Origin of the sequence: Uliginosibacterium gangwonense DSM 18521 (assembly GCF_000373965.1) — a bacterium.
Classification (GTDB): domain Bacteria; phylum Pseudomonadota; class Gammaproteobacteria; order Burkholderiales; family Rhodocyclaceae; genus Uliginosibacterium; species Uliginosibacterium gangwonense.
Map to the genome: position 1 here is coordinate 126,494 of NZ_KB892866.1, position 21,523 is coordinate 148,016.

The window sequence follows — 21,523 nt, forward strand, 5'->3', positions numbered from 1 at the left end:
TCCATTATAAAGAGTCTGGCCGCGTGTTATCCCTCCAGTGTGAAACTATTCAGGCTCGTATCCATCAGTTCAGCCAGGGTGGCGGGCAGCGGGGCGAAGCGCTGGGCTGTGGCCGGAACAAGGCGAAGCCACTGGCTGCTGGCGGGCTCGTCCTCCGACACCCAGCCCAGCAGTACCCCTCCTTTGGGGCGTGACTGACAGGCCAGTCGCAAGGCGTCCAGCGGATGGCGGGTGGTGAGGTAGCGCGCATCTCCTTGCCAGTTCAGTGCTTTGCACAGGTGAGCAAGTGCCTGATTGGCTTGCCCTTGCAGAAATCCCAAGGGGAGCGGTTGCCCATCCTGGGCTTCGACCAGTGAGTCACACAGCGCCTGCATGGGGCCCCGTGGGCTGGCGAGGCTGATCAATGCGTTGGCAGGCAGGGTGGAGGCGGAGGAGGTGAACTCCCCCGCATTCTCCAGGCAACACAGGGCACCATACAGCACCAGTTCCGCCCATGTACCGATACGCCGGGGTTTGTGGCCCAGGCGGATGGCAAGCGCTTGGCGCCAGTTGTCAGGCGGTGGGTTCAGGGCGCTGCGCCCAATGATCTGCCAGCCATTCATGAACGGTGCTCCAATATCACCGTGGCATGGCCCCCGCCAAAACCAAGGATGTTGCTCATCAGGTAACGCACGGCTGGGAGTCGGGGCGCAAATCCCGCATTGAATGCCGGATCGGTTGCGTAACGAGCTGCTGGCCAGATTCGTTGGTCAATGCAGGCGGTGAGCAAGGCCAACTCCGCAGCGCCCGAGGCGCCCAAGGTGTGGCCGATTTCCGCCTTGAAGCTGATGAGAGAGGGCAGTTGCGGGAAAATCTCGCGCAAGCCTTCCAGTTCTATCGGGTCATTACCGGGGCTTCCCGCTGCCTGGAGTTTGATCAGGTCGATGTCATCGGCATTGGCACCGCCATCAGCCAGTGCGCGCTGGCACATCTGCGAAACGGCCTCTGCACGGGCCCCGGCAGGATCACAGCCATCTACAACATTGGCACCACCGCAGATACGCCAGGGGCTGGTTTCGCAACTGAGCCGCAAGGCCGCAACGGCTTCACCCAACACCAAACCAGCGCGGTCCGCCGCCAAGGGGCGGGGGCGGCGGGTGTCCAATAACTGCATGGCGCCAAAGCCCGCACAGGTATAGCGGTTGATAAGTTCCACCCCCAGCACCAGTGCTTCCTGGGCATGTCCGTTACGCAGGCAGGATAGGGCAGCCAAGATGGCGTTGGAGGAAGACGTGCAGGCCGTGGATATCCAATACACCGGCCCTTGCCAAGCCAGCCATTCTGTGAGCATCTCAGAAAATTGCAGGCAGTCTTCTTCGGGGGCTGTGCCATCTTCAAATGCGCCGATATTGAGTGAGCAAGACGCGATGAAGAGTGGAATGTTGCGATTGTTGGCACTACTTTCCATTACAACCTGCTGGCATAAGTGGCGTGCCCGCGCGTACCAATCTGGCTGGGGATCGGGAATGGCAAAGTAGGGCCACGCCAATGCTGGGCCTACCGATAATGATTGCGGCGCCACGCCGCCTGCCTGCAGCATGCGCAATGCCGACGGAATATCCTTTCCCAAGGCGCAGGCCAAGCCGCATCCCGCCAGAAAGACTTCATTCATGTGCGCTGTGCGGCCAGATAATCAGCCAGGGTTTGCAGCGAGGCCATGGCCCGGCGCGTTTCCTTGCTGTCTGCAATGCGGATGCCCGTGCGCTTCTGGATGGCGACCGAAATCTGCAAAGCATCCAGGGAATCCAGTTCGAGGCGGGATTCAGGCCCGAACAGAGCCTCATCAGGGCTGAGGCCGCCTTCGGGTTCTTCCTTGTCGCAGGCTTCCAGAATCAGGTGCTGGAGGTCGGGTAGAGAAATGTTTGTCATGATTTGACACGGCGGTGGAACAACAAAACGGCAGTCATACCCATGAGCAGGGCAAAGCCTGCCAGTCGAGTGGCATAAGGCAGCACGGCAGCCAGATCCCCCCCGCGCAGGAGAACCTGCAACAAGCCCTCCAGCGCCCAGTTCATGGGGGAGAAGTGGGCAGCGGTCTGCATGATCGCAGGCATTACGAAGCTGGGCACCATCACTCCGCCAATAGCCGCCATCAGGATATTGCACATTGGCCCCAGGGTGGAGGCTTGGGCATGGGTGCGCACCAGGCAGGCCAGCATCAGGGCAAAGCCAATCGCCGCAAGGCTGGTACTGGTCAGCACGAGGATGAGCGCAGGCCAGTGAATGCCCGCCAGTGAAAGCGCTTCGCCGCCCAGGTGAGGCATCAGCCAGACGCCAACAGACAACATCAAGACTGCTTGTATTGCATTGACCAACAGGTAGGGCAGGGCTTTGCCCAGAATCTGCTTGCCCGCAGGAACGCCAATTGCATGGAGCCGGGCAAGCGTGCCATCGCGCTGCTCCTGCACAAACAAAGTGGAAATCGCAGTGACCACAAAGAACATGCCGAACACCAGCCACGCAGGTACATTCTGCTGCACGGAGGTGGGGTGGGTGCCTGCGCCGATACGTTCTGCCGAAACCATGGCGGGGATGTCTTGCCCCGGCGGGCTGCTGATCCCCATAAAGCGTTCCTGCAAGGCATTGGATCGTTGCATGCCCACGGCTGCGGCCAGTTCCGCTTCGGTGCTGCGGAACAGGGCATGTTCCAGACCCGGCTCTGCATACAGATGCACCTTGATGCTGCGGGGCGCATTCGGTGTGCTCATCGCCTCGGAAAAACCCTTGTCGATGACAAGCACGTAACGCAGCCTGCCTGCGCGAAGGGCCTCACGCCAATCGGCGGGCGAAGCAGTGGCTGCGTTGTGCAGATGTTGCCATTGGGCAAGCAGGGCCTTGGCCTGGGGGCCTTGGTCCTGATCCTGTACGGCGTACTCAAGCTGGCGATTCTTTGGGCTGTAATAGTCTTGCAGCGCCAGAGACATGATGACGATGAAGGCCATCGGCATCAGGAACAGGGCCGCCATGCCATGCGGGTCGCGTAGCAGGGCGAGGAGTTCCTTGCGGATCAGGGCGAAAAGCATCAGTCGTCCCTCAACTGGCGATGGGTCAGATGCATGAACAGGCGCTCCAGATCATGGCTGCCGTAGCGGGCCATCTGGAGTTCGATGCCGTGTGCTGCAATGGCCTGCAAAACTGCTGCAGGGCTTGCTTCAGGATTGAGCTGAAGCTCAATCTCGCCATCCCCGCCTTGCTGCACGCTGCCAAAACTTTGGAGCATTGTCTTTACGGCATCCAGGGGGGCAGCAACGCGTAGCGTCAATAGTGCGCCCCCTTCGGCCAGCAAACTTGCCAGAGGCGCGTGGCGCAGGATGGTGCCGTGATCGAGGATCGCCACGTCATCGGCAATCGCTTCAATCTCCTCAATGTAATGCGTGGTGTAGATCACCGTGGTGCCCGCCTGTGCCAGTGCTTTGACGGCATCAAGCAGAAAGGCGCGTGACTGGGGGTCGACCCCCACGGTAGGCTCATCAAGCAGCAACAGTTCCGGCTCCGCGAGCATGGCAATTGCCAGATTCAGACGACGTTTGAGCCCACCGGAAAGCTGGTTGGCACGCGTGCTGGCAAAGCGTTCGAGTTGCCCCAGCGCCATGCAGGCGGTGATGCGGACCACTTTGCGTGACCCATGAAACTGGCATGCCGAGGCGAAGAAGGAGAGGTTCTCGGCCACCGTCAGCATCGGGTAGAAAGCGTATTCCTGTGGGGCTAGGGCGATCCGCATAGGGCATTCGCGGCGGGATTGTGCTAGCGGCAGGGTATTGATATGGATTTCTCCATGCTGGATGGGTAATAGACCCACTAGGTGAGAGATCAGCGTGGTCTTGCCTGCGCCATTTGGGCCCAGCAGGCCCAGCACACGGCCACGTTCAAGCCCCAGCGATACGGCATTGAGCGTGGTTTGCGCTGCACCCGGATAACGGAAGGAAACATCCTGGATGTTCAGCATGGTGCCTAGACAGTCTTGCCCAATGCCCGGAAGAAAGCTTCTTCGCTGGCGGCCTGCTGCATGAGTAGCGCAGCGATGGCGGGTGGGTCGAGCGCGTCACGTCCCTTGACCATGCGGGCGGCCGCCAGTGCCACATCACGCCAGGCGTCACCAATTTCCATCAGGCGTTCGGAGCATTCGCCCAGCGCGGCAATGCCGGTAATATCACGCGCTTCCTGCAAAAATGCTGCGTAGATAAAGCGGAAACCAGCCCCGCCTGTGCCGATTTCCTCCTGCATGCGTACAACATGACCAATGAACGGGCTGCTCATGGCGTCTTTTGGATCAAGCTTGGCAATGCGCCGTGCCAGCATGCGGATGCCGCGCACGCCGATGATCGGGACCGGGGCCAGCATGTTGCGCGCTGTTGTGCGGATAGCCGGGCGGATGGCCTCGGGCTTTACGTTGTCATATGCAGGGGTAATGGGGTAGTACAGCAAGCCTTGCGGGGCCAGCGCACCTTTGGCAAAGCGGGCGCGGTTCAGGTCTGCTGTGGCACAGCGTTGTGGTTCTTCGGCCACAGGGTCGCCAATGAGGTAGTCGTCCCCCTCTTTGCCATACACAACGAGGTTATGCGCATTGAAGTGGAAACGCATGCTCTCGGGAAAGTAGGGCAGCCAGAATACTGATGTCTGCAAGCCTACGATCTGGCCGCTTGCCAGCAGTTCATCTAGACGACGCTGTCCGTCTTCCACAGAGCGGAATTTCTCGAAGCGGAATTGGGTGCCAAATGGCTTTGCGGCACCCTTGAGGATGGCTTTTGGGAGCATCCGATAGGCGATCAGGGGCAGGCCGTTGATGCGCACGAAAGGCAGGTAGGCAAACGATAGCCCTGCGGCAATCCCAAAGGCCATCGGCTCGGTGATTGTGGCGCCGTGGTGGCGCAGCAGGTTGGCGGCGGTGCCACTCTCGCAATGGGCCGCGTGCTGGTGTTGATAGCTCATGGCTGCTCCGGCAGTCGGCTGATCTGGTCAGGGGTAAGTCCCAGCGCATCGGCATAGCGTGCCAGGAGTGCAGGGGAAAGGCGGGCAAATACGGCGGGGCGCAGATGGCGGCGGATACGCCAGCGCCATAGGCCGGTGACTTGCGCAAGCATCTCTATATCCATGCGTCGAGCATAGATCCAGTATTCCAGCGGTGCGCTTTGCCCTGCCTGTATGCGTTGGCGGGCTGCGTCAGCCTGTGCCTGCAAGGTGTCGATGGCCTGCGTGGTGACGATTTCCTCCACCTCCCAGCCGTTGGATGGGGTCATGACCATGCGCCCGGACTCGTCCCGCGCATACATGGCCTTGCGATAGCCGCCAAGGGTCCGGTTGTTGTCCTGGGGGACTTCGTCAAGTTTCATACTGCCTCCAGCATGACAAAGCCACAGGAGAATCGCCCGCTTTCCGGCACAAACATCAGCAGGCGTTGCCCGCGATGGACGTGTCCGGAGCGAAATAATTCATCTAGCATAATATAAGGTGAGGCCGAACCGGTGTTGCCACGCGTGGTGAGGTTGGTGAACCAGCGCTCACGCGGGATGGGCAAGCCGATTTCCTTCAATGCCTGTTCAACCGGCTCAGCAAAATACATTGAGGAAATGTGCGGAAGAAACCAGTCAATGTTTTCTGCATTGAGCTTGCGTTTGTCCATCAGTGCCTGTAACGGGTCGCGCAAGGTGGCACGCACGATGTTGTCATTGAGGAGCTTGACGTCTTGCTTGACGGCAAAGAACGAGCGTGTGCCCCACTCCGTTTGCGGCGTGTGCCGCCAGCTGTGCAGTGCGTGCCCTTCGTCTTTGTCTGCGCCCATATACATGCAGGCGGGCAGTTCGTGTGCGGCGGATGAAAGCTCGATCCACTCGATGCGCAGCGAGAGCGGGCCACGCGGGATAGATTCCAAAAGCATGGCGCCCGCACCATCGGAGAGCATCCAGCGCAGAAAGTCCTTTTCGAAGGCGATCTGGGGCTGGGTTTGCAGCACGTCGATCTGGTGAGCCGTTTCTGCCTGGAAAAAGTGCCCGCGCAGGGCCGGCGAGGCCAATTCCGAACCGGTAGCCACTGCCCGTTGTGCCTCACCACTGCGCACCGACAACCAAGCATGCTTGAGTGCCGCCGTGCCTGCCAGACAGATGCCTGCAAAAGCGACGGCTTCAAGGCGTGGCCATTTCAATTCGCCATGCACCATCACGGCATGGTTGGGCATCAACTGGTCTGGCACAGAAGTGCCAGTGGCCAGACAATCGATGGGGCCCACATCGCCAAGTTCGCGGATGGCTTCGGCCGTCATCTGCGCATTGCTCATGGCATTTTTGCCGGAGGCCCGGTCAATAGCGTAGTGCCGGCTCTGGATACCGTTGCTCTTGAGGATTAGGCGGCGTGCGCGCGAAGGGCGATTACCCACCATGCCGAGCACTGTTTCAATCTCATCGTTATAAACCGGGGCAAACGGCAGAAAGGCTGCCGTGCGGGTAATGTAAACCTCAGAAGTCATATTGCGACAAACGATCTATGCCCGAGCCGGAGGGCTGTTCAAATTGCTGCTTGAGCTTGTCGAGACGCTTGGCCAGAAAGGGGCGCAGCAGGGTCTGCACGACAAGGCTGATTGGGACCACGCTCAGGATGATGGCAATCAGAAACAGTACGTAGAGCACCAGCAAGGGCTGGCGAAGTGTGGCGCCTGGGGGGCCTGCCCAACGCAGGAGCTTGCCCCACAGGTAAAAACTGCGTGTGCCTGCTTTTTCGCTCACCAGCAGGCGGGGGTTGGCCACCACGGCCTGCAGACCAGGGAGCAAGGGTTGGTCGTTGCACTCACGCCCCGCCAGCAAAGCGTCAAGCAGCGCGCGCCCGAAACGGATGCAGCGCTTGATCTCAAGTTCGGAGATGCCCGCAACGGGCAGGCATGCAAGGGCTTGGCGCTTGCCGGTAAAGAGCCATAGTGGCGTGGTGACCAGACTCGCCAAGGTAGGGGTCTGGTCTGTCAGCACCACATTGTCCAGCAAACGTGCTTGCAGCGCGGTGAGCAGACCACGCATCTTTTCGTGTGCCAACATCCACATGTTACGGCAGCCAATCACGGTGATCACCGGTTTGCCTTTGATCAGACATGCCGCGACCGGGTGCTTGAGGAAGGCGGTGATGGGCTGGCAGGGAGCCAGAAACCAGACCTGGTAGGGCAGGATCACCAGATCGAAGTCTTCCTCGCCGGTAAGTGTCAGTGGTGCCAGGGCGGGAGGGACTAGATGTGCCGATTCCGGGAAGGCATCAAAGAACCTGAAGAACGACCAGGGAAAGGGGAATGCTGGCTCCGGGCGCAGTGTTTCTACATGCACCGCGATACGAGCATCGGCGCGCAGAGGAGCCAGGATGCGCTCAACGATAGCGGCGAGCTGCCCGGTCTGGGAATAGGAAACGACCAACACGCGTTTCAGGGGGCCGGGTGACATGGCCTCGGGAACAGGGTGGGTCACGGAGTCATTCCTAGACAAGTTGTAAGAAAAGGTAAACGGCACATTCTAGCAGGATACATGGTTTCTCATAAGGAATTTGCCCGATGAACGTGCCTTTTGCCGCAAATTTGAAGAGGCTTCTCGTGCCTGCGGATCAGTCGGTCAGCCCCGTAAGCCAGCGGCGATCCGCCAGCCGGTCATCCAGAGGTCGTTAGCGTGGTGCTAGGATGCCCAGCGACAAATCTTGGGCGCGCCAACTGATGGGGGACTACCCTTCAAGAAGTGAAGCCTTCGCTGATTGATGGAGATTTTTATATGAAACCGGCTCAAATCCTTTTAGCTCTGCTTGCGGCACTGGTTGTGATGCCGACACAGGCTGCTGACGTTGGAGTATCCATTTCTGTTGGGCAGCCTGGCTTCTACGGGCGTATTGATATCGGCGACGTCCCTGCCCCGCAGGTAATTTATACCCGTCCCGTCATGATTGAACGGGTGCCGGACGATCGCCCACCCATCTATCTGCGGGTACCGCCAGGGCACGCCAAGAACTGGGGTAAGCACTGCCACGCTTACCATGCCTGTGGTGAACGGGTATTCTTTGTGCGCGATGATTGGTATCAGCGCGAGTACGTGCCACGTCACGAAGGGCATCGAGATGGCCCCGTGATGCGTGACGACCGGCAATTTGAGCACAGGGAAGAGCGTCGGGATGATCGACGTGATATGCGTCGGGACGAACGGCGCGATGACCGCCGGGGCGGTGATCAGGATCGTCGTGATGACAGAGGCGGGCGTGGTCATGGTAATGACCGCCGCGATGATCATGGACGTTAAACATACCTGATCCGCCACAGGCGCCTCCTTCCCTGGCGCCTTGTTCTGTATTGAGCGGCTCGCAAGGCCGCTCAATTTCATTCTGGGGTTTCGCCCCTGCCTCTGGCTTGCGTCCCCGCTTTTGTATCCCCTCTTGCAAAGAGAAATTGACTTTGTCATAGCCCAGGCCGCTCCGCTATGCGGGTGTTGGAGCCCAAGCCAATTCACAGATCGCAAAGTGCCCTGCTTCGGTTCGGGGTTTATGGGCGGTTCAGTAAAATCTATAGCTTGAGTTATTTTATTTGTGGATCAAACACTCGAATTGGATTTTCTTACTTGGGCCATTTAGTATTCGGTTAAGGGTTAATAAAAGACCCACCCCCTTACCAAGATAAAGAAAGAGAGCGCAAAATGGTTCCAACTTTTGGCATGTTTGATTTCCTTCCCGTGCGTCTGGCCCGTGCTGAAGCCGATGATCGGGAGCGTCAAGAATACCTCGGAGAAGTCCGCCGCAACAGCACCCAATTCGGTGCCCATGAAGCTGAAGGCCAAGCCCACGCTGATGCCTGCCTGCGCATGGCTATGTTGCTGAATCGCTTCTAAGCACAAGCGCTTCCCTCAGCAAAAACCCGCCTTTTGGCGGGTTTTTGCTTTTCTGCATCGGAATGCTGTAGCTATGATGAACTACTTTACCGTGCAGAAAATAGAAAACACAAAAATATGTAAATGACCTATTTGTGGCCCGCCGCAATTTTGAGTGTTGCTTATCGGCGTATAAACGGTTTCTTATTTCAAATAATTGATTCCCGAATCAAACACTCCAATTGGAAATGTTGTCTGACAACCTCTATGATTGAGTCATGGGATCAAGACATCCCTTCCCCAAACAGATATAGAAAGAGAGTTCAATCATGGTTCCGACATTTGGCATGTTTGATTTTCACCCCACCCATGTTGCGGCGATGGGAGCGGATGACGCTGAACGGGAAGGCTATCTTGCTGAAGTGACGCGTCACAGCACACAATTTGGTCATGGTGCGCGTAATGAAGCCGCTGCGCATACCGAAGAAGGTTTGCGTCTGGCACTGATGCATCGTTTCTGAGTGTATGTTAATACTATGGCATAGATAAAAGGCCTGCCGAATTTGGCAAGCCTTTTCTGTCATCAAGATAATTGGTGTGTGCTGATGATTAGCAGCTTGTATGACCTGGAGCTTGATTCGGCTTTTCAAGGCTGATACAAACGCAGTGTGGACTCCGTGTGGTGGTAATTCCAGGCCAACCCATGCGGATCGATAATATTTCTTACTATAGGCCGTTGTCTTTGTGTGGGGCAATGGCTGTGCGAACCATGGCTTCGTCCAGATCGGGTGAGCACAATTCGATGAAGCGATAGGCAAACCCCCTCAAGTAATGGCCTCTGCGCACCGCGATCAGGGAAGTATTGCGAGCAAACAGATGTGAGGCATCAATCAGGCGCAGATCAGGATCTTTGCTGGGGTTGAATGCATTCGGGGCGATGATGCCAACCCCCAGACCCAGCTCCACATAAGATTTAATGACGTCTGCATCAAGCGCAGAAAGCACTATGTCCGGCGCCAGATTGGCATCGGTAAACGCCCGGTCAATCTTGCTGCGTCCGGTAAAACCGCTGTGGTAGGTGATGATCGGGTATTCAGCCAGCGCTTCCAGACTCAAACGGGGCTCAGTGAGTAGCGGATGGCCTGCTTGAACCAGCACTGCATGGTGCCACTCGTAAAAGGGGAACGTGACAAGTTCGGGTTCGTTATCCAGCGATTCGGTGGCAATCCCCAGATCGGCTTCCCCCGAGAGCAGTAATTGAACAATTTCCTGAGGGCTGCCCTGGTGCAAAGCCAGATGAACCTTTGGGTATTCATGCTTGAAGGTGGCTACAACGGCGGGCAGGGCATAGCGGGCCTGAGTGTGGGTGGTTGCCACGGTGAGCTGCCCCTGATCGCGTTGTGTGAATTGATCCGCCAGTTTCTTGATGTTGCGCGCATCCAGCAGCATCCGCTCAACAATCACCACGAGTTCCTTGCCGGGTTCGGTCAGTCCGAGCAGGCGTTTGCCGCGCCGAATGAAGAGTTCCACCCCGAGTTCATCTTCTAGGTCCTTAATGTGCTTGGAGACCCCCGGTTGCGAAGTAAATAGGGCGTTGGCGACTTCAGTCAGGTTGTAATTTTGGCGCACAGTCTCACGAACGATGCGTAGCTGTTGGAAGTTCATGGTCTGTCTGCCCCTTGTTTGGACGATCAATAGAGGATGGATTCAGACTAACCATATTTATATGCACTTATGAGAATTATTGGCAATGCTATATTCCCAATCGCAATATCAATCGTTGGGATGAATAGCAGCGCTATCCAATTTGGTGCGTTTCCTACGCCAAACAAAATCCGTTTTGCACCATACCTAAGCAAAAGCTCGGTTGATTTTTCACCATTAAGGTGCGGGTGAATGTCTTTGAGCACTATAAGTGATTGATTTTACAATATGCTTCTTGTGGCCTGAATCGTGCTTAAGGCTCCACCATCGTGCAAAATGGAGTCCAATATGGAGCAGTTCAAGACCGCAAGTGATGCATTGTTTGTGCTGTTAGGCGCCATCATGGTGCTGGCAATGCACGCTGGCTTTGCCTTCCTGGAGCTTGGCACTGTACGCCGCAAGAACCAGGTCAACGCATTAGTGAAGATCCTCACCGATTTCTGTGTATCCACCGTGGCCTATTTCTTCATCGGCTACGGCGTGGCGTATGGCATCCACTTCTTTAGTGGGGCTGAAACGCTGGCACAAAACAGTGGCTATGAGCTGGTGAAATTCTTCTTCCTGCTCACCTTTGCTGCAGCGATTCCCGCCATCATCTCTGGTGGGATTGCCGAGCGCGCAAAATTCTCCCCACAACTGGCCGCCACCTTTTTTATTGTCGGCTTGATCTACCCTTTCTTTGAAGGTATTGCCTGGGGCGAACACTTCGGCATCCAGGCTTGGCTGGAAGCCACCTTTGGCGCTAAATTCCATGACTTTGCGGGCAGCGTGGTGGTCCACGCCGTCGGGGGTTGGATCGGCTTGGTTGCGGTGCTGTTCTTGGGGGCTCGGCGTGGTCGCTATGGGCACAACGGCTCCATCACCTCCCACCCACCTTCAAGCATCCCCTTCCTGGCGCTGGGAGCCTGGATTCTGACGGTAGGCTGGTTTGGCTTCAACGTGATGAGTGCACAAAAACTCGAAGCCATGAGCGGCCTGGTTGCAGTCAACTCCCTGATGGCTGCAGTGGGGGGCACGCTGGTTGCGCTGGTGCTTGGGCGCAACGACCCCGGTTTCGTGCATAACGGCCCATTGGCTGGGCTGGTTGCCGTCTGTGCTGGTTCCGACATCATGCACCCGATAGGCTCATTGGTCGTCGGCGGCGTTGCAGGCGCACTGTTCGTGGTGATGTTCACCCTGACCCAAAACCGCTGGAAGATTGATGATGTCCTTGGCGTATGGCCTTTGCATGGGCTATGTGGCGCCTGGGGCGGCATTGCCGCAGGCATCTTCGGTCAGCAGATGCTGGGAGGCCGTGGAGGCATCAGCTTTGCCTCCCAACTCATCGGCACCGCCGGGGGGGTTGTAGTCGCTCTTGTTGGTGGAGCCATTGTATATGGCATCCTCAAGAACACAGTGGGTTTGCGCCTGGATCAAGAAGAGGAATATAACGGCGCCGACCTGAGTATCCACAAGATCAGCTCCTCGCCAGAGAAAGAAAGCCTCTCGTAATGTTGATGATTGTAGGTAAAAATTAAGTCTGTAACACTAAAAACTAGTCTGTAACAGACCATCCCTAGACAAAAGGGCCACTGCATAGCGGCGGCCCTTTTGCTTTACCTTTCGTATCCAAGGGCAGTAAAAACCGCTCACTGTAGGAGGGCTCTAACCCTCAGCTACGTTAGCTAGACGCCTGAGCATCGTTCGTTGCACACATTCAGGCAGATCCAGTGTTTATTGTCGAACCAGACACCTTGTTTCGTTTTGGCCGCCTCTTAGCTATTTTCACAGCAGCACCGGAGGGCTTTGATTTTTTACTAATATCGCTTGGCAAATACCGACGACCCGGCACTTTGACGATAACGACATGCCTCGGCTCTGCTTCGCCTGATCGCTGTATCGGGCGACACTGCATCAAAGTTCGGATGTGTGGCGTACCTTCGAGTTTCGGCGCGGTTAGGTCAAGAACAAGCAGAAATCCCAATCGAATACTTACATTCTGGTAATCGGTCGTTTGTCCCGTATATTGAACTGCCAGCGAATCAAACGATGCGTTGTCCATTTCACGCTTGATTTCGATCACTATGCGCTCTCCCGTAGTCTTCAGAGCCACGTCGGCGCGGCCTCCGCCAAGGTTCGTGGGCTCTATTTCACCTGATGCGGATTGAGTACATATCCAGCGGAAATAATCGTCTTGAAGAGCACTCTCTGGCGGCAAGATGCCATCAGAGTCTTCAAACAGATAGGCGACCGATGGATCATCCTTCTTTGTAATTTCCAAACGATTTTTAAGAAATCTGGTCGTCCACAGTAAAACGGTGCTGAACAATTTTGCACCTCGAACACTATCCCTGTAGTCCGGGTGATGTTCCACCGAGGCCAAGCAATGGTCAAAGATATCGATCTCCGCCGTGCTCAATCCTTCGAGACTGAACGCATAGGCGTTCAAGACAACTTCGATTACGCGCCGCTCGGTTTCTTTACTGCAACGGGCTTGTGACAGTACGGCAGCGACCGGCGCCCAAACGGTGGCTGCCTCAGTGGGGTTTCGCTGGGCCTCTGCATCAGCGGCCATAAACCGATCAATGCCGCTCAGGATAGCATCGGCCTCGGGGACCTGCTCGTGCTCGCGGTTTTGTTCCAGCCAGCATTTCAAAAGGTACGCCTGTCCCTCGCGCTGCGCGATCGAAGACTCGATCCTGGGACGCAGTAAAGCTTCTAGATATCCATCTCGGCTGCGTTTCAAGATCGTTCGCCCCGCGCTATAAGCTGCGAGCACTTGGCATTCGATCACTACCCTAGGTTCCCACCAGCTAATCTGCTGCAAACTGTCGGCAAGCGACGCAAGCGTTCCTGCAAGATCGTTCCAGCATGCAGCCTGTATATGCCGTGCGCCCAACCATGTTGGCGAATTTTCGTCGGCATGCCAAGCAAGGAGTTCGAAGGCTGATTTCTGAATCGTCGCGCTGCGCGCTCTCAACTCAATGTTGGTCTTGTGGGCTTCGAAGTCTGTCAATAATGTGAGACATTCCCCATACAGCGCTGCCTCCGGTGCCGCTTCCTTCAATGATTCAGCTTTCTTGAACCACTGCAGGGAATCCAGAAAGATGGCATTTGCCATCTCTCTCTTCGGTTCGTCGAGCGCAGCAGCGAGACCTGCCATCCCCAACTCAAAGCTAGCTTCATAGGCTGCGTCTTCGCACTCGGAGAAGATGCGTAGCTTTTCCACCAACCCCGTTTCCCGCCAATGCGAGTGGGCGATTCCCATAATCTTGGCGGCATGACGAAGAAAATGCGGTTCGTCGGAAATTTGAATGCCCAACAAGGCATCCAGCAGGCGAAGCTGCATCCGACGATCAGACGCAGCCAGCCGGAAAGCTCCCTCAAGTGCTACAGCTCGGGCATAGCCTGTTATCGCACCGGAAACATCAACCGCTTTCTGCAAGAAAGCCATGAATACGTCATTTGCAGTACCGTCCGGCAATTGGCAAGAATTCAGCGCATCGACCATTTCGATCAACACAACATCACTTATGGCGGCTCGTACCAAACAATCGATCAGGTCTTTCCATGGATGTACATCCTTGACCAATGCGTCGCTCGCATCTCGGAGAACCGCAGACAAAATTTCGCCAGCAAAAGGGGATGCCCCCAGCGCTGGCGTAGCCTCAACAATTACTTCGAATCCGCCCAGATTGTCGACGTTCGGCAGTTCCCCTTGGCTCAACAACGTATGCAGCGTAACTTCCACCGGATGCAGTTGAGCCCCCTGCGCGGTCATTACCACAGGTAGCCTCCATTTGTGGCTTCTCTGCGATGGCTTTCAGGGACGTGATCGATCATCGCTTTCGAGGTTACGCCTGCAACGAAAATCTGGAGATGGGGAAGTTCGTCACGGATGTCTTTCAACCCCGAGAGCAATTCACGAAGATCTTCTGGCGCGATTTCCTGCGCAGCGGGCGAATCAATCATGATCAAGCCAGGGTGTCGTCCGACGCCCCTTCGTTCACCGACCTGAATCATGGCGAGAACTGTGGCGACTTTCAGCCTTAGGCGCTCACCTTTCGTCACTTTGCTGAACGATGTCTCGGCGCCACCCTTCGTCAGGATCAGATTCGCATTTCCACGCAGTTGAGCCTTTGACAAGCTGTGCATGCCAAAGCGCTGGGCGAAGTGAAGAAGACTGGCGGAGACCTCGCCTAGGAACTCGTCGCGGACAGCTTTGGACCGTGTGTCCGTCTCGCTGACAATGGCTTTGAGCACGGCAGCTTCATCATCCGTAACATCATCGCTACCAGGATCAAAGCCTGCTTCTTCAAGGCGACCTTCAAGTACAGCGATCTCGTTGGCAAGTAGCTTTCGAGCGTCGAACGACCCAAGCTGAAGTGTTAACGCTTCACTCTTGGTCTGGATGTTCTCTAAATCCGTTTGCAAGGCCTGGAGACTTTCATCGGCCAAATTACGATTCTTTTGGGCTTTGTCGAATGCCGCTTTTGACGCTTTGACGCTCGCCTCAAGCTCTTTCCTCAGAACATCCGCGTCCTCGCTGCTCGAAATATTCTCTCCGCACACAGAGCATGAATGGCTAGTCGCCTCTTTTTTCTTCCGTGCCTGATCGATTTCATGATCACAACGTGGGCAGCAACTCGGGTCGAGCAAACGAAAGACTGAACCCGCCGCCGTCGAATCTTGGTGGGCCTGTAATTCACGGCGATCTTGCAGATAGGCAGCGTTTGCCTGCTGCTCTGCGAGCGTCTCTCGATCAAACCGTTCTTGCATTGCCTTCTCTCTACGTTTGGTTTCTGAGTACCTGCTGCTAAGCACAGATAGCTCAGCCTGGATTGCCTCATCCGACGGTTGCGAATTCAATGCTTCTCGTTTCTCTGCAAGCGTTGCTTCGATCTCCTTGACGCGGGCTTGCTTGGCACGTGTACCCTGAATGCGACGGCGCGCCTCCAACTCATTTCCGGACTCGACGAGTTTCAGTGCCGCTGCTGCTGTGGCCAGCGTCGAAACCCATGGAACGCCGAGGTACATTTGCATTAAACGTGCTTGAGTTCCTGTCGTGGCGGGCAGATCACCGAGCACTACGTCATAGTTTGTGCCGATGAACATCGCGCCTGACAATGAAGGCCAGCCATGAACGACTGCATGACCGGTTTTTTCTTCGGAGTCACTTTCACGCCATGTCGCAAGTCCCTCCATGGAGAAAGCACGCAGAAAGAAGTCCGACATGACCATCTCGAACTGCTTATCACTATTGAAGGACGCGAGTACCGTAGGGTTTGCTGTTGCCGATGACCGTCGGCTTAGCGTGCCAGAAGCTCCGCTTTGACAATCGAGTTGCACCTCATGCTCAAGTCCATCAAGATCGAATCGCAAGCAAGCGTTGTGGATCCAGCTCTTGACGTCATCTTGAAGATTCGGAGATGGCTTGCCGCGCATCAGCCATCGCACGACTTCGATGATCGATGACTTCCCGCGCAGGTTGCGATCCGTCATCATTCCCCATAGTCCTTCATTCAGGTCTGGCCATTCAAAGGTGTAAAGTCCGTCGTCCTCAACGCCTTGCTTAGTTCCACCGAAGGCAATACTCAAAAGCTTCATCCTGCGTGGAGCGGGTAGCACCGGGGTTGGCACGATATGCCGTGCGGTCAAAACTGACTCCACGCGACTCGTATCGACCTTGGCTCGGCTTGCGATGGCGTCCAGCCATTCCATGCTCTCTTTTGCCATATCTTCCCCTTCAGACGGTTTGTTTGAGTTGATTTAGTCTTCGTTGTACATCCGTACCAATCGGAGGAATGATCCCGCCAAGTTGGGTTTGAGCATACGTCGCCTGCTCGTACTGCTTATCCTTCAGAGCGCCGCCGCCTCGTGTGCCAGCGATTTCCGCAACCAAGGCCGCCCGTTGGGCATACCATTCAAGAATTGGCTCCTGTACGACAGCGTTCGAGCAGACATCTACTCCGCGAACCGTCAAGATGAAATCGGTTTCGTGGACCTTCACCTTTCCTTTGATGCCCGTAATACGGACTAAGTCACGTGATCGAAGTAAGGAAAGCGCATCGTCGAGTCGTTCATAGGCACCAAACAGATAGCGGATCATTGGAATACGTCGCAAGTCAGGTTCATCGCTTTCGAAGATGGCTTCCGCAGCTTGACGATAGTCCGTGTTGCCCGTTGTTTCGTAGCCGTCCAACAGTTCGCTAGCCAGATAGTCTGGGTTGCGCATCCAGAAGTCGAAGGCATGCAATCGAGCCTCGCCTTTGAAAATTTTGGCGACTGTCGGATCATTTTTGTCCACCAATGGCGTACCACCAGCGTTCAGAATAAAAAGTATCCGGATTGCATCGCGGTGAGGCGTTCGAGCATTCATGCGCTCCCCCTTTTTTCTGAGCATCAGTTAAATCATCGCGAACAGGCGATGAAATAGATAATCAACATGATACACGTCGATGACGGCGACTTGGCTGACATCCGAGTGTCGGATGAGATGGTTATTTTCAACCTTCGTCAGTTTGACCGCTTCCATTTCCCAGAATTGATCTCAAAGTCGGTTCGGTGGCTATGGCATCAAGGATGCTTGGAGCTCATGCCAAAGAGATCAAACGTCAACAGCGAAATTTGCAGGGAATGAAATTCAATGCGGCCAGCCAAATTCATGCACACACAATATCAAACTCTGCCTGCGGCACTGACCGCGCCAGCCGCGCATGACGAAGCGCCGCCTGCAGCAAACCTTCGAAACCATCGACCCGCAGGCCATATTTTTCAGCAAGCTGCTGCCACGGCAACTCTGCGATGAAACCAGAGATCGCCCGTTCTTCGTCCGCCGACCGCAGCCCCATAGGGGTGCTCATCAGCGACAGCCTGATCTCAGCTTGGTTGAGCGCAGCCAAGGCGTCATCGGCGCTATCGAAAAGCAACGCAAGTGCGAGCGCGTAGTACTGAGCCGGATACGCCAAATCTGTGCTGCTGTAGGTCCGGCAAATAGATGAAGCTCTTCCCTTCGTGAAAACATCAGGGATGTATTCCTGTAGCCACCGACGATCAGTGCGTTCGATCGCGAGCTTGTCCATATGATCGCCATGCGATCCAAGACGTCCCCGAAGATCCAGAAAACGCGCCCTGTCACGGATGAGCTGCGCCATCTGCGCAAGATTGATGGGCGCATCCAGCGTCAGAAAGCCTGTGCAAATTTCGCCATAGCGCCGTAACACAGGATGGGCGACAAACTCCTCCGCCATCTCATCGGCCTGGCCCTCGGACACAAATGCCTCAGGTAGCTGCCGCATGGCGTCATCAGCCGCAGTGGAGTAAAGCCCGCACAAGTGCTCGACGCACCAACTGACACCAAACAGCTGATGGCTGCGCCTCCAATACGACACGCCTAGCGATCTGAGATCCTGCTCAACACATTGGGGACAAAAGCGAATAGTCTTGGTCGCTCCCTTTCTTGCCGAAATCATCAATGACTGCCATTGAATAGATTCCGATGTCCAGTCTATGTCCTGCTCTTGCACAGCTTTGAAGAACGGAACCAACGTGTGGCTATATATGTACTGCCTGAGCGGCATGCGACTCAGATCTGCCAGTTGCCCCAAGTACTTTTGATTGTCCGAAGCGGCTCCAATCAGCGACGACAGGCTGCGCGAATGCCTTTTCCGTTCAGGTATACCGGCGAGGATGAAGATCCTCGCCATATGCCCCTGCGCCAGCTCATCCGGCAAAGGCGCAGGTGCGCAGGAAAACCCGGCCATCACAGCGTCCCTCCGTGTTTGTCGCAGTGGTTGAGCGCTGCAAGACTGCGGATGACTCCGACGAGTGCTTTGGCGTGCTCAGAAGTCCCATCCCAAACCTCATCCACTGCCTGGTGAAGCTCCGCCCCTCCCACAAGCTCCGAATTTTCAGGTCGGCTCTGCGCATCAGAAAATACATATTTGCATACAGCCACGAAGAGCTTCGAGCGGCGTTTTGATGTGCCAGAAAATATTCGGCTGATCTGTGACTGACTGGCCTCAAGAGCCGCTGCTATGGCCGATTGCGTAAGCCCACGCATCTTGGCATGCTGGGCCAATTGCAGTGCTTCATCACGTAGGGACGTCTGTGCGCTCATGCGCAAACTATGCGCGAAATATGCATTTATTGCAACCAATGCATACCCAGAAACGCAGTGACGGCAGAACCGGAAAACGCCTCAGCGATGCCAGAGCCCTGGAAGGTTCTCTACCAGCCAAGCGCGATCGTTGTTGTAGAGCCACTGAAAGCCATTGCTCGGCAGCCTCCGGATTTTCTTGATCGGCACACCCGGATTTTCGGCCAAGGTGGTGAGAAACCTCAGCCGATAAGCATCTCGTTTGCGCTCAAAGTGCCGGTTCTGCCAGATTTCTCGCAGCTCCGGTCGTGCCGCCAGATAGTCTTTGATGAAGCTCCGCCGTACTCTCAGAGAGGACGCGATCAGGGGTGGGTCATCTCCTCGGCGCAGCATAAGCTCGACCTGCTTTTCGCGGTCGGTTCCCACAACCCGAGGGCGGGTTCCATATGCAACACCTGCACGCTGCAGGCACTTAGTCGCAAGCGTAACCGTCATGCCCAGCTCATCGGCGGCACGACACACAGAGAGCCCTTGTTCTTGGACCAGGGTTTTGAGCTGCTGCGTCAATCCCGCTCGCTCTTCTGTCAGCAGCGTGCGCCGCTCCGCTGCAGCCAGCGTCGCCGTTTCGTCGTACGCAGCCAGGAAAGCCTCTGGGGACTCAAACAAGAAGGCGAGCAGCAACAAGTGCTTCACAGGATGTTGTCGCCCCGGATATTGGCGGAGCAGCGAGCCAACGAAACCTCCCGTAACCCCGTGGGCTGCAGCAATGAATTCGAAACCGGGCACGGCTTCCAATCCGGCAAAGCGTGACCGAAGCTGATGGCACATAGGTCTGAACATCAGCCGCCCATCACCACCCGACCAGCCTTCACGCGCGGCTTGTCGCACATAGGTATCGCGCAAGTCTTCTGTTTCGAAGAGGCGGACCTCTTGTTCGCTCTTTGCCCTCAACGCGCGCCCCCAAAACTCGATCCTCTGGAGGGCATCCATTACCGAGGTGCAAACACGGGGAAGCTCACCCCATTCATCCGCATTCAACATGTGGGGCAATATTAACTGCTGTCGTCTTGCACGCGAATGCGCGGATTCGGTGGCAACCCTCAGCAGCACTCTGTGCTTCGGGCAGACTCTTGCTCCAGGGAGTTGCTGTTCAACGCGCCAATGTGCCACGTAGTGGGAGCGAACGTCTTCGTCCGCACATGCCGCACATGATTTCAAGGGCGCAGGCGTACCGATGCGACTTGTCGTGAGTCCCATCATCCTGCCTATCGCAAAACTATCGCCAGCACGCATGGCCTGGCTGACCTTGCCAAAAAGGTCAACGCCCAGAAAGGGGGCAAATGCGCCGAACGCCGAGTGCTCGTGGGCGATATGGGCCGCACCACCGAAAGCCCCCGCAGTTCTCTCGACTAGCGCATCAAGCTGCACGGGGAAATCTGTTCTGAGCGCTGCGTGGGGGTTGCCGAACAACTGTCGGCTAGTGGTGCGAGAGCATGCATTGCTCGACAGCACGTGATATCTGGCAACCCAGCTATAGAGGGTTTCATCAGAACGGAGCGGGGGCAGCGACAACCCGCCCAAGCCAGGAAGCTCCAAAAAACCTACACCATGCTCATCCATGGCAGAAATTTCCTCAGATATGCGGTGCCCACTTCCAGTTCAATTGCAGCCCTTTGATCAATCAAGGTCCGAACGATTAATCTGCCATACGCCCCATGCTGCATAGATCATGCCCACCACCGCGAAGACCCAGCGAAACCAGTCATGCGATGGCATCGCCATGGCGCACCCCATTGAAACCGGGGCAATGAAGAGCAGAGTCAGGCCAAAGCGCCGACGCCGTTCGGCACGCACAGAGGCAATTGCAGCGAATTCGCGACTGCCCACAGGCGGCTCCTCAGCGCCTTTTGATAAAGGATCCAAGGCATGACGCACGCTAAGAAAAGCTTTGACGTGATGCCTCACTTGTTCGTCATGGTTTCTCATCACTCCCTCGTCACGAGATAAGCCGTAACGTACGGTTTAGCGCCGCCGGGTCGATATCTTCAGCATTTTCGAACTGTGAGTAGAGCGTACAAAGGAGATCTTCCAGCTTCGGACGGGGAATGCGGACACCATGCTCTTGTGACCACTCCATTACGGCGTCAACCAAGACACTCATCAGGCGCCAATCGAAGCTTTTCGAGAGGTGCTGACCTGTTAGCAAGAAAACCTCATCAAACCCGGCCTCAGACAAGCTCCTAACGTATTCGAGATCAGGAATACGCGCGTCCGTCTCATACGCCACCTGCGTCGTCTTAGAAACTTTGCCAACAACTGCTGCCTGCGCCTGCGTTAGTCCAAGTCGCAAGCGTTCTGCGCGTAGCCTCGGTCCAAAAGATCCGTTTTGTTGAATCATGACAACAATCTGTGTTTACGATTGTTCAAAATTATTCTACATTCACAAAAATCGCAACAGAAAAGTGAGTGCACATGCCGCAAGCGCTACCCCCTGAAGTGCCACGTACGCTGGAACAGGCGAAAGATTGGTTCTACGCGAACGGCGAGTCCGTAAGCAACTGGGCGAAGGCGCGCGGTTTCCGTCGAGAGATCGTGTATGCCGTGCTGGCTGGACGCACACGGGGATGTCGCGGTGAAGCACACCGCGTAGCTGTGGCCCTTGGCTTGAAGGCGCCCCCACCAGATCAGACGCCGCTAGGAGGCGCCATGTCGTAAAACGCCAGCAGTAGAAAGCACAAAGCCCCCAAACCTTTGGCGAGGTCGAGGGGCTTTTCTGGATGTGCTTGTCGCGCGGGTGCTTGACATGCACATCCTCTCCCCGAGAGGCCCCTGTTGTCAACAGGGCCGCCTTGGACGGGTTCGTCGCGTTCGTCTAAACCCTGCGCTGGTAGGT

At 56.1% G+C, this 21,523-nt stretch carries 23 protein-coding genes; 5 read left to right on the top strand and 18 right to left on the bottom strand.

The genetic code is table 11. From position 1 onward, the window contains the following. Positions 1-26: 26 nt before the first annotated feature. The 9 genes from B145_RS26495 to B145_RS0120785 are packed head-to-tail and all read right to left on the bottom strand — an operon-like array spanning position 27 to position 7,475. Positions 27-602, bottom strand: a complete 576-nt coding sequence (locus tag B145_RS26495; RefSeq protein WP_018609877.1) for a hypothetical protein — start codon at positions 600-602, stop codon at positions 27-29. Further along, the gene (locus tag B145_RS0120750) at positions 599-1,651 is read right to left on the bottom strand and encodes a beta-ketoacyl synthase N-terminal-like domain-containing protein (protein ID WP_018609878.1); all 1,053 of its coding nucleotides are present in this window, start codon (positions 1,649-1,651) and stop codon (positions 599-601) included. The genes B145_RS26495 and B145_RS0120750 overlap by 4 nt, the downstream gene beginning before the upstream one ends. Beyond that, complete coding sequence (locus B145_RS0120755; protein ID WP_018609879.1) at positions 1,648-1,908, bottom strand: phosphopantetheine-binding protein; 261 nt, start codon at positions 1,906-1,908, stop codon at positions 1,648-1,650. Before B145_RS0120755 ends, B145_RS0120750 begins: the two co-directional genes overlap by 4 nt. After that, positions 1,905-3,062, bottom strand: a complete 1,158-nt coding sequence (locus B145_RS0120760; protein WP_018609880.1) for an ABC transporter permease — start codon at positions 3,060-3,062, stop codon at positions 1,905-1,907. Before B145_RS0120760 ends, B145_RS0120755 begins: the two co-directional genes overlap by 4 nt. After that, complete coding sequence (locus tag B145_RS0120765) at positions 3,062-3,985, bottom strand: ABC transporter ATP-binding protein (protein WP_018609881.1); 924 nt, start codon at positions 3,983-3,985, stop codon at positions 3,062-3,064. The genes B145_RS0120760 and B145_RS0120765 overlap by 1 nt, the downstream gene beginning before the upstream one ends. A 5-nt stretch (positions 3,986-3,990) precedes the next feature. After that, a complete protein-coding gene (darH, locus tag B145_RS0120770; protein ID WP_018609882.1) occupies positions 3,991-4,968 on the bottom strand; it encodes a BtrH-related acyltransferase DarH in 978 nt (325 codons plus the stop codon). After that, positions 4,965-5,369 carry a DarG family dialkylresorcinol biosynthesis protein gene (locus B145_RS0120775; RefSeq protein WP_018609883.1) on the bottom strand — a complete coding sequence of 135 codons (405 nt, stop codon included), beginning with the start codon at positions 5,367-5,369 and terminating at the stop codon, positions 4,965-4,967. The genes darH and B145_RS0120775 overlap by 4 nt, the downstream gene beginning before the upstream one ends. After that, positions 5,366-6,499: a beta-ketoacyl-ACP synthase III gene (locus B145_RS0120780; RefSeq protein WP_018609890.1), complete on the bottom strand. Its 1,134-nt coding sequence runs from the start codon at positions 6,497-6,499 to the stop codon at positions 5,366-5,368. The genes B145_RS0120775 and B145_RS0120780 overlap by 4 nt, the downstream gene beginning before the upstream one ends. After that, positions 6,489-7,475 carry a dialkylrecorsinol condensing enzyme gene (locus tag B145_RS0120785; protein ID WP_245541894.1) on the bottom strand — a complete coding sequence of 329 codons (987 nt, stop codon included), beginning with the start codon at positions 7,473-7,475 and terminating at the stop codon, positions 6,489-6,491. Before B145_RS0120785 ends, B145_RS0120780 begins: the two co-directional genes overlap by 11 nt. 294 nt (positions 7,476-7,769) lie before the next feature. Between B145_RS0120785 and B145_RS28290 the strand changes: the two genes are divergently transcribed. From B145_RS28290 to B145_RS0120800, 3 genes are all read left to right on the top strand, one after another. After that, a complete protein-coding gene (locus B145_RS28290; RefSeq protein WP_083917837.1) occupies positions 7,770-8,288 on the top strand; it encodes a hypothetical protein in 519 nt (172 codons plus the stop codon). Between the two features lie 390 nt (positions 8,289-8,678). Then, complete coding sequence (locus B145_RS0120795; protein ID WP_018609895.1) at positions 8,679-8,870, top strand: hypothetical protein; 192 nt, start codon at positions 8,679-8,681, stop codon at positions 8,868-8,870. A 308-nt stretch (positions 8,871-9,178) separates the two neighbouring features. Further along, on the top strand, positions 9,179-9,370 hold the full coding sequence (locus B145_RS0120800; protein ID WP_018609897.1) for a hypothetical protein: 192 nt from the start codon (positions 9,179-9,181) through the stop codon (positions 9,368-9,370). A gap of 205 nt (positions 9,371-9,575) precedes the next feature. On the opposite strand, the gene B145_RS0120805 is transcribed toward B145_RS0120800, so the two are convergent. Further along, positions 9,576-10,514 carry a CysB family HTH-type transcriptional regulator gene (locus B145_RS0120805; RefSeq protein ID WP_018609899.1) on the bottom strand — a complete coding sequence of 313 codons (939 nt, stop codon included), beginning with the start codon at positions 10,512-10,514 and terminating at the stop codon, positions 9,576-9,578. A 327-nt stretch (positions 10,515-10,841) separates the two neighbouring features. Between B145_RS0120805 and B145_RS0120810 the strand changes: the two genes are divergently transcribed. Continuing rightward, positions 10,842-12,044, top strand: a complete 1,203-nt coding sequence (locus B145_RS0120810) for an ammonium transporter (RefSeq protein WP_018609900.1) — start codon at positions 10,842-10,844, stop codon at positions 12,042-12,044. Positions 12,045-12,249: 205 nt separating this feature from the next. Here the strand turns inward: B145_RS0120810 and B145_RS0120815 are convergent, their stop codons facing one another. The 8 genes from B145_RS0120815 to B145_RS27805 form a co-directional block, all read right to left on the bottom strand. Then, the gene (locus B145_RS0120815) at positions 12,250-14,313 is read right to left on the bottom strand and encodes a hypothetical protein (RefSeq protein WP_018609901.1); all 2,064 of its coding nucleotides are present in this window, start codon (positions 14,311-14,313) and stop codon (positions 12,250-12,252) included. Next, a complete protein-coding gene (locus tag B145_RS0120820; protein WP_026259346.1) occupies positions 14,313-16,268 on the bottom strand; it encodes a coiled-coil domain-containing protein in 1,956 nt (651 codons plus the stop codon). The genes B145_RS0120815 and B145_RS0120820 overlap by 1 nt, the downstream gene beginning before the upstream one ends. A gap of 10 nt (positions 16,269-16,278) precedes the next feature. Further along, on the bottom strand, positions 16,279-16,911 hold the full coding sequence (locus tag B145_RS0120825; protein WP_026259347.1) for a hypothetical protein: 633 nt from the start codon (positions 16,909-16,911) through the stop codon (positions 16,279-16,281). A gap of 283 nt (positions 16,912-17,194) precedes the next feature. Next, entirely contained in the window at positions 17,195-18,295 is a 1,101-nt protein-coding gene (locus tag B145_RS0120840; protein WP_018609906.1) for a TniQ family protein, read from the bottom strand. After that, on the bottom strand, positions 18,295-18,651 hold the full coding sequence (locus tag B145_RS0120845) for a helix-turn-helix domain-containing protein (protein ID WP_018609907.1): 357 nt from the start codon (positions 18,649-18,651) through the stop codon (positions 18,295-18,297). The genes B145_RS0120840 and B145_RS0120845 overlap by 1 nt, the downstream gene beginning before the upstream one ends. Before the next feature lie 81 nt (positions 18,652-18,732). After that, positions 18,733-20,250 (bottom strand): TnsD family Tn7-like transposition protein, encoded by a 1,518-nt coding sequence (locus B145_RS0120850; RefSeq protein WP_018609908.1) that lies wholly within the window; start codon positions 20,248-20,250, stop codon positions 18,733-18,735. A gap of 57 nt (positions 20,251-20,307) precedes the next feature. Continuing rightward, a complete protein-coding gene (locus tag B145_RS0120855; protein ID WP_018609909.1) occupies positions 20,308-20,517 on the bottom strand; it encodes a hypothetical protein in 210 nt (69 codons plus the stop codon). A 109-nt stretch (positions 20,518-20,626) separates the two neighbouring features. Next, positions 20,627-21,028, bottom strand: coding sequence for a helix-turn-helix domain-containing protein (locus B145_RS27805; protein WP_018609910.1), 402 nt, complete (start codon positions 21,026-21,028; stop codon positions 20,627-20,629). Positions 21,029-21,102: 74 nt separating this feature from the next. On the opposite strand from B145_RS27805, the gene B145_RS28295 reads away from it, so the two are divergent. Further along, positions 21,103-21,345 carry a DNA-binding protein gene (locus B145_RS28295; protein ID WP_018609911.1) on the top strand — a complete coding sequence of 81 codons (243 nt, stop codon included), beginning with the start codon at positions 21,103-21,105 and terminating at the stop codon, positions 21,343-21,345. The last annotated feature ends 178 nt before the right edge of the window (positions 21,346-21,523 follow it).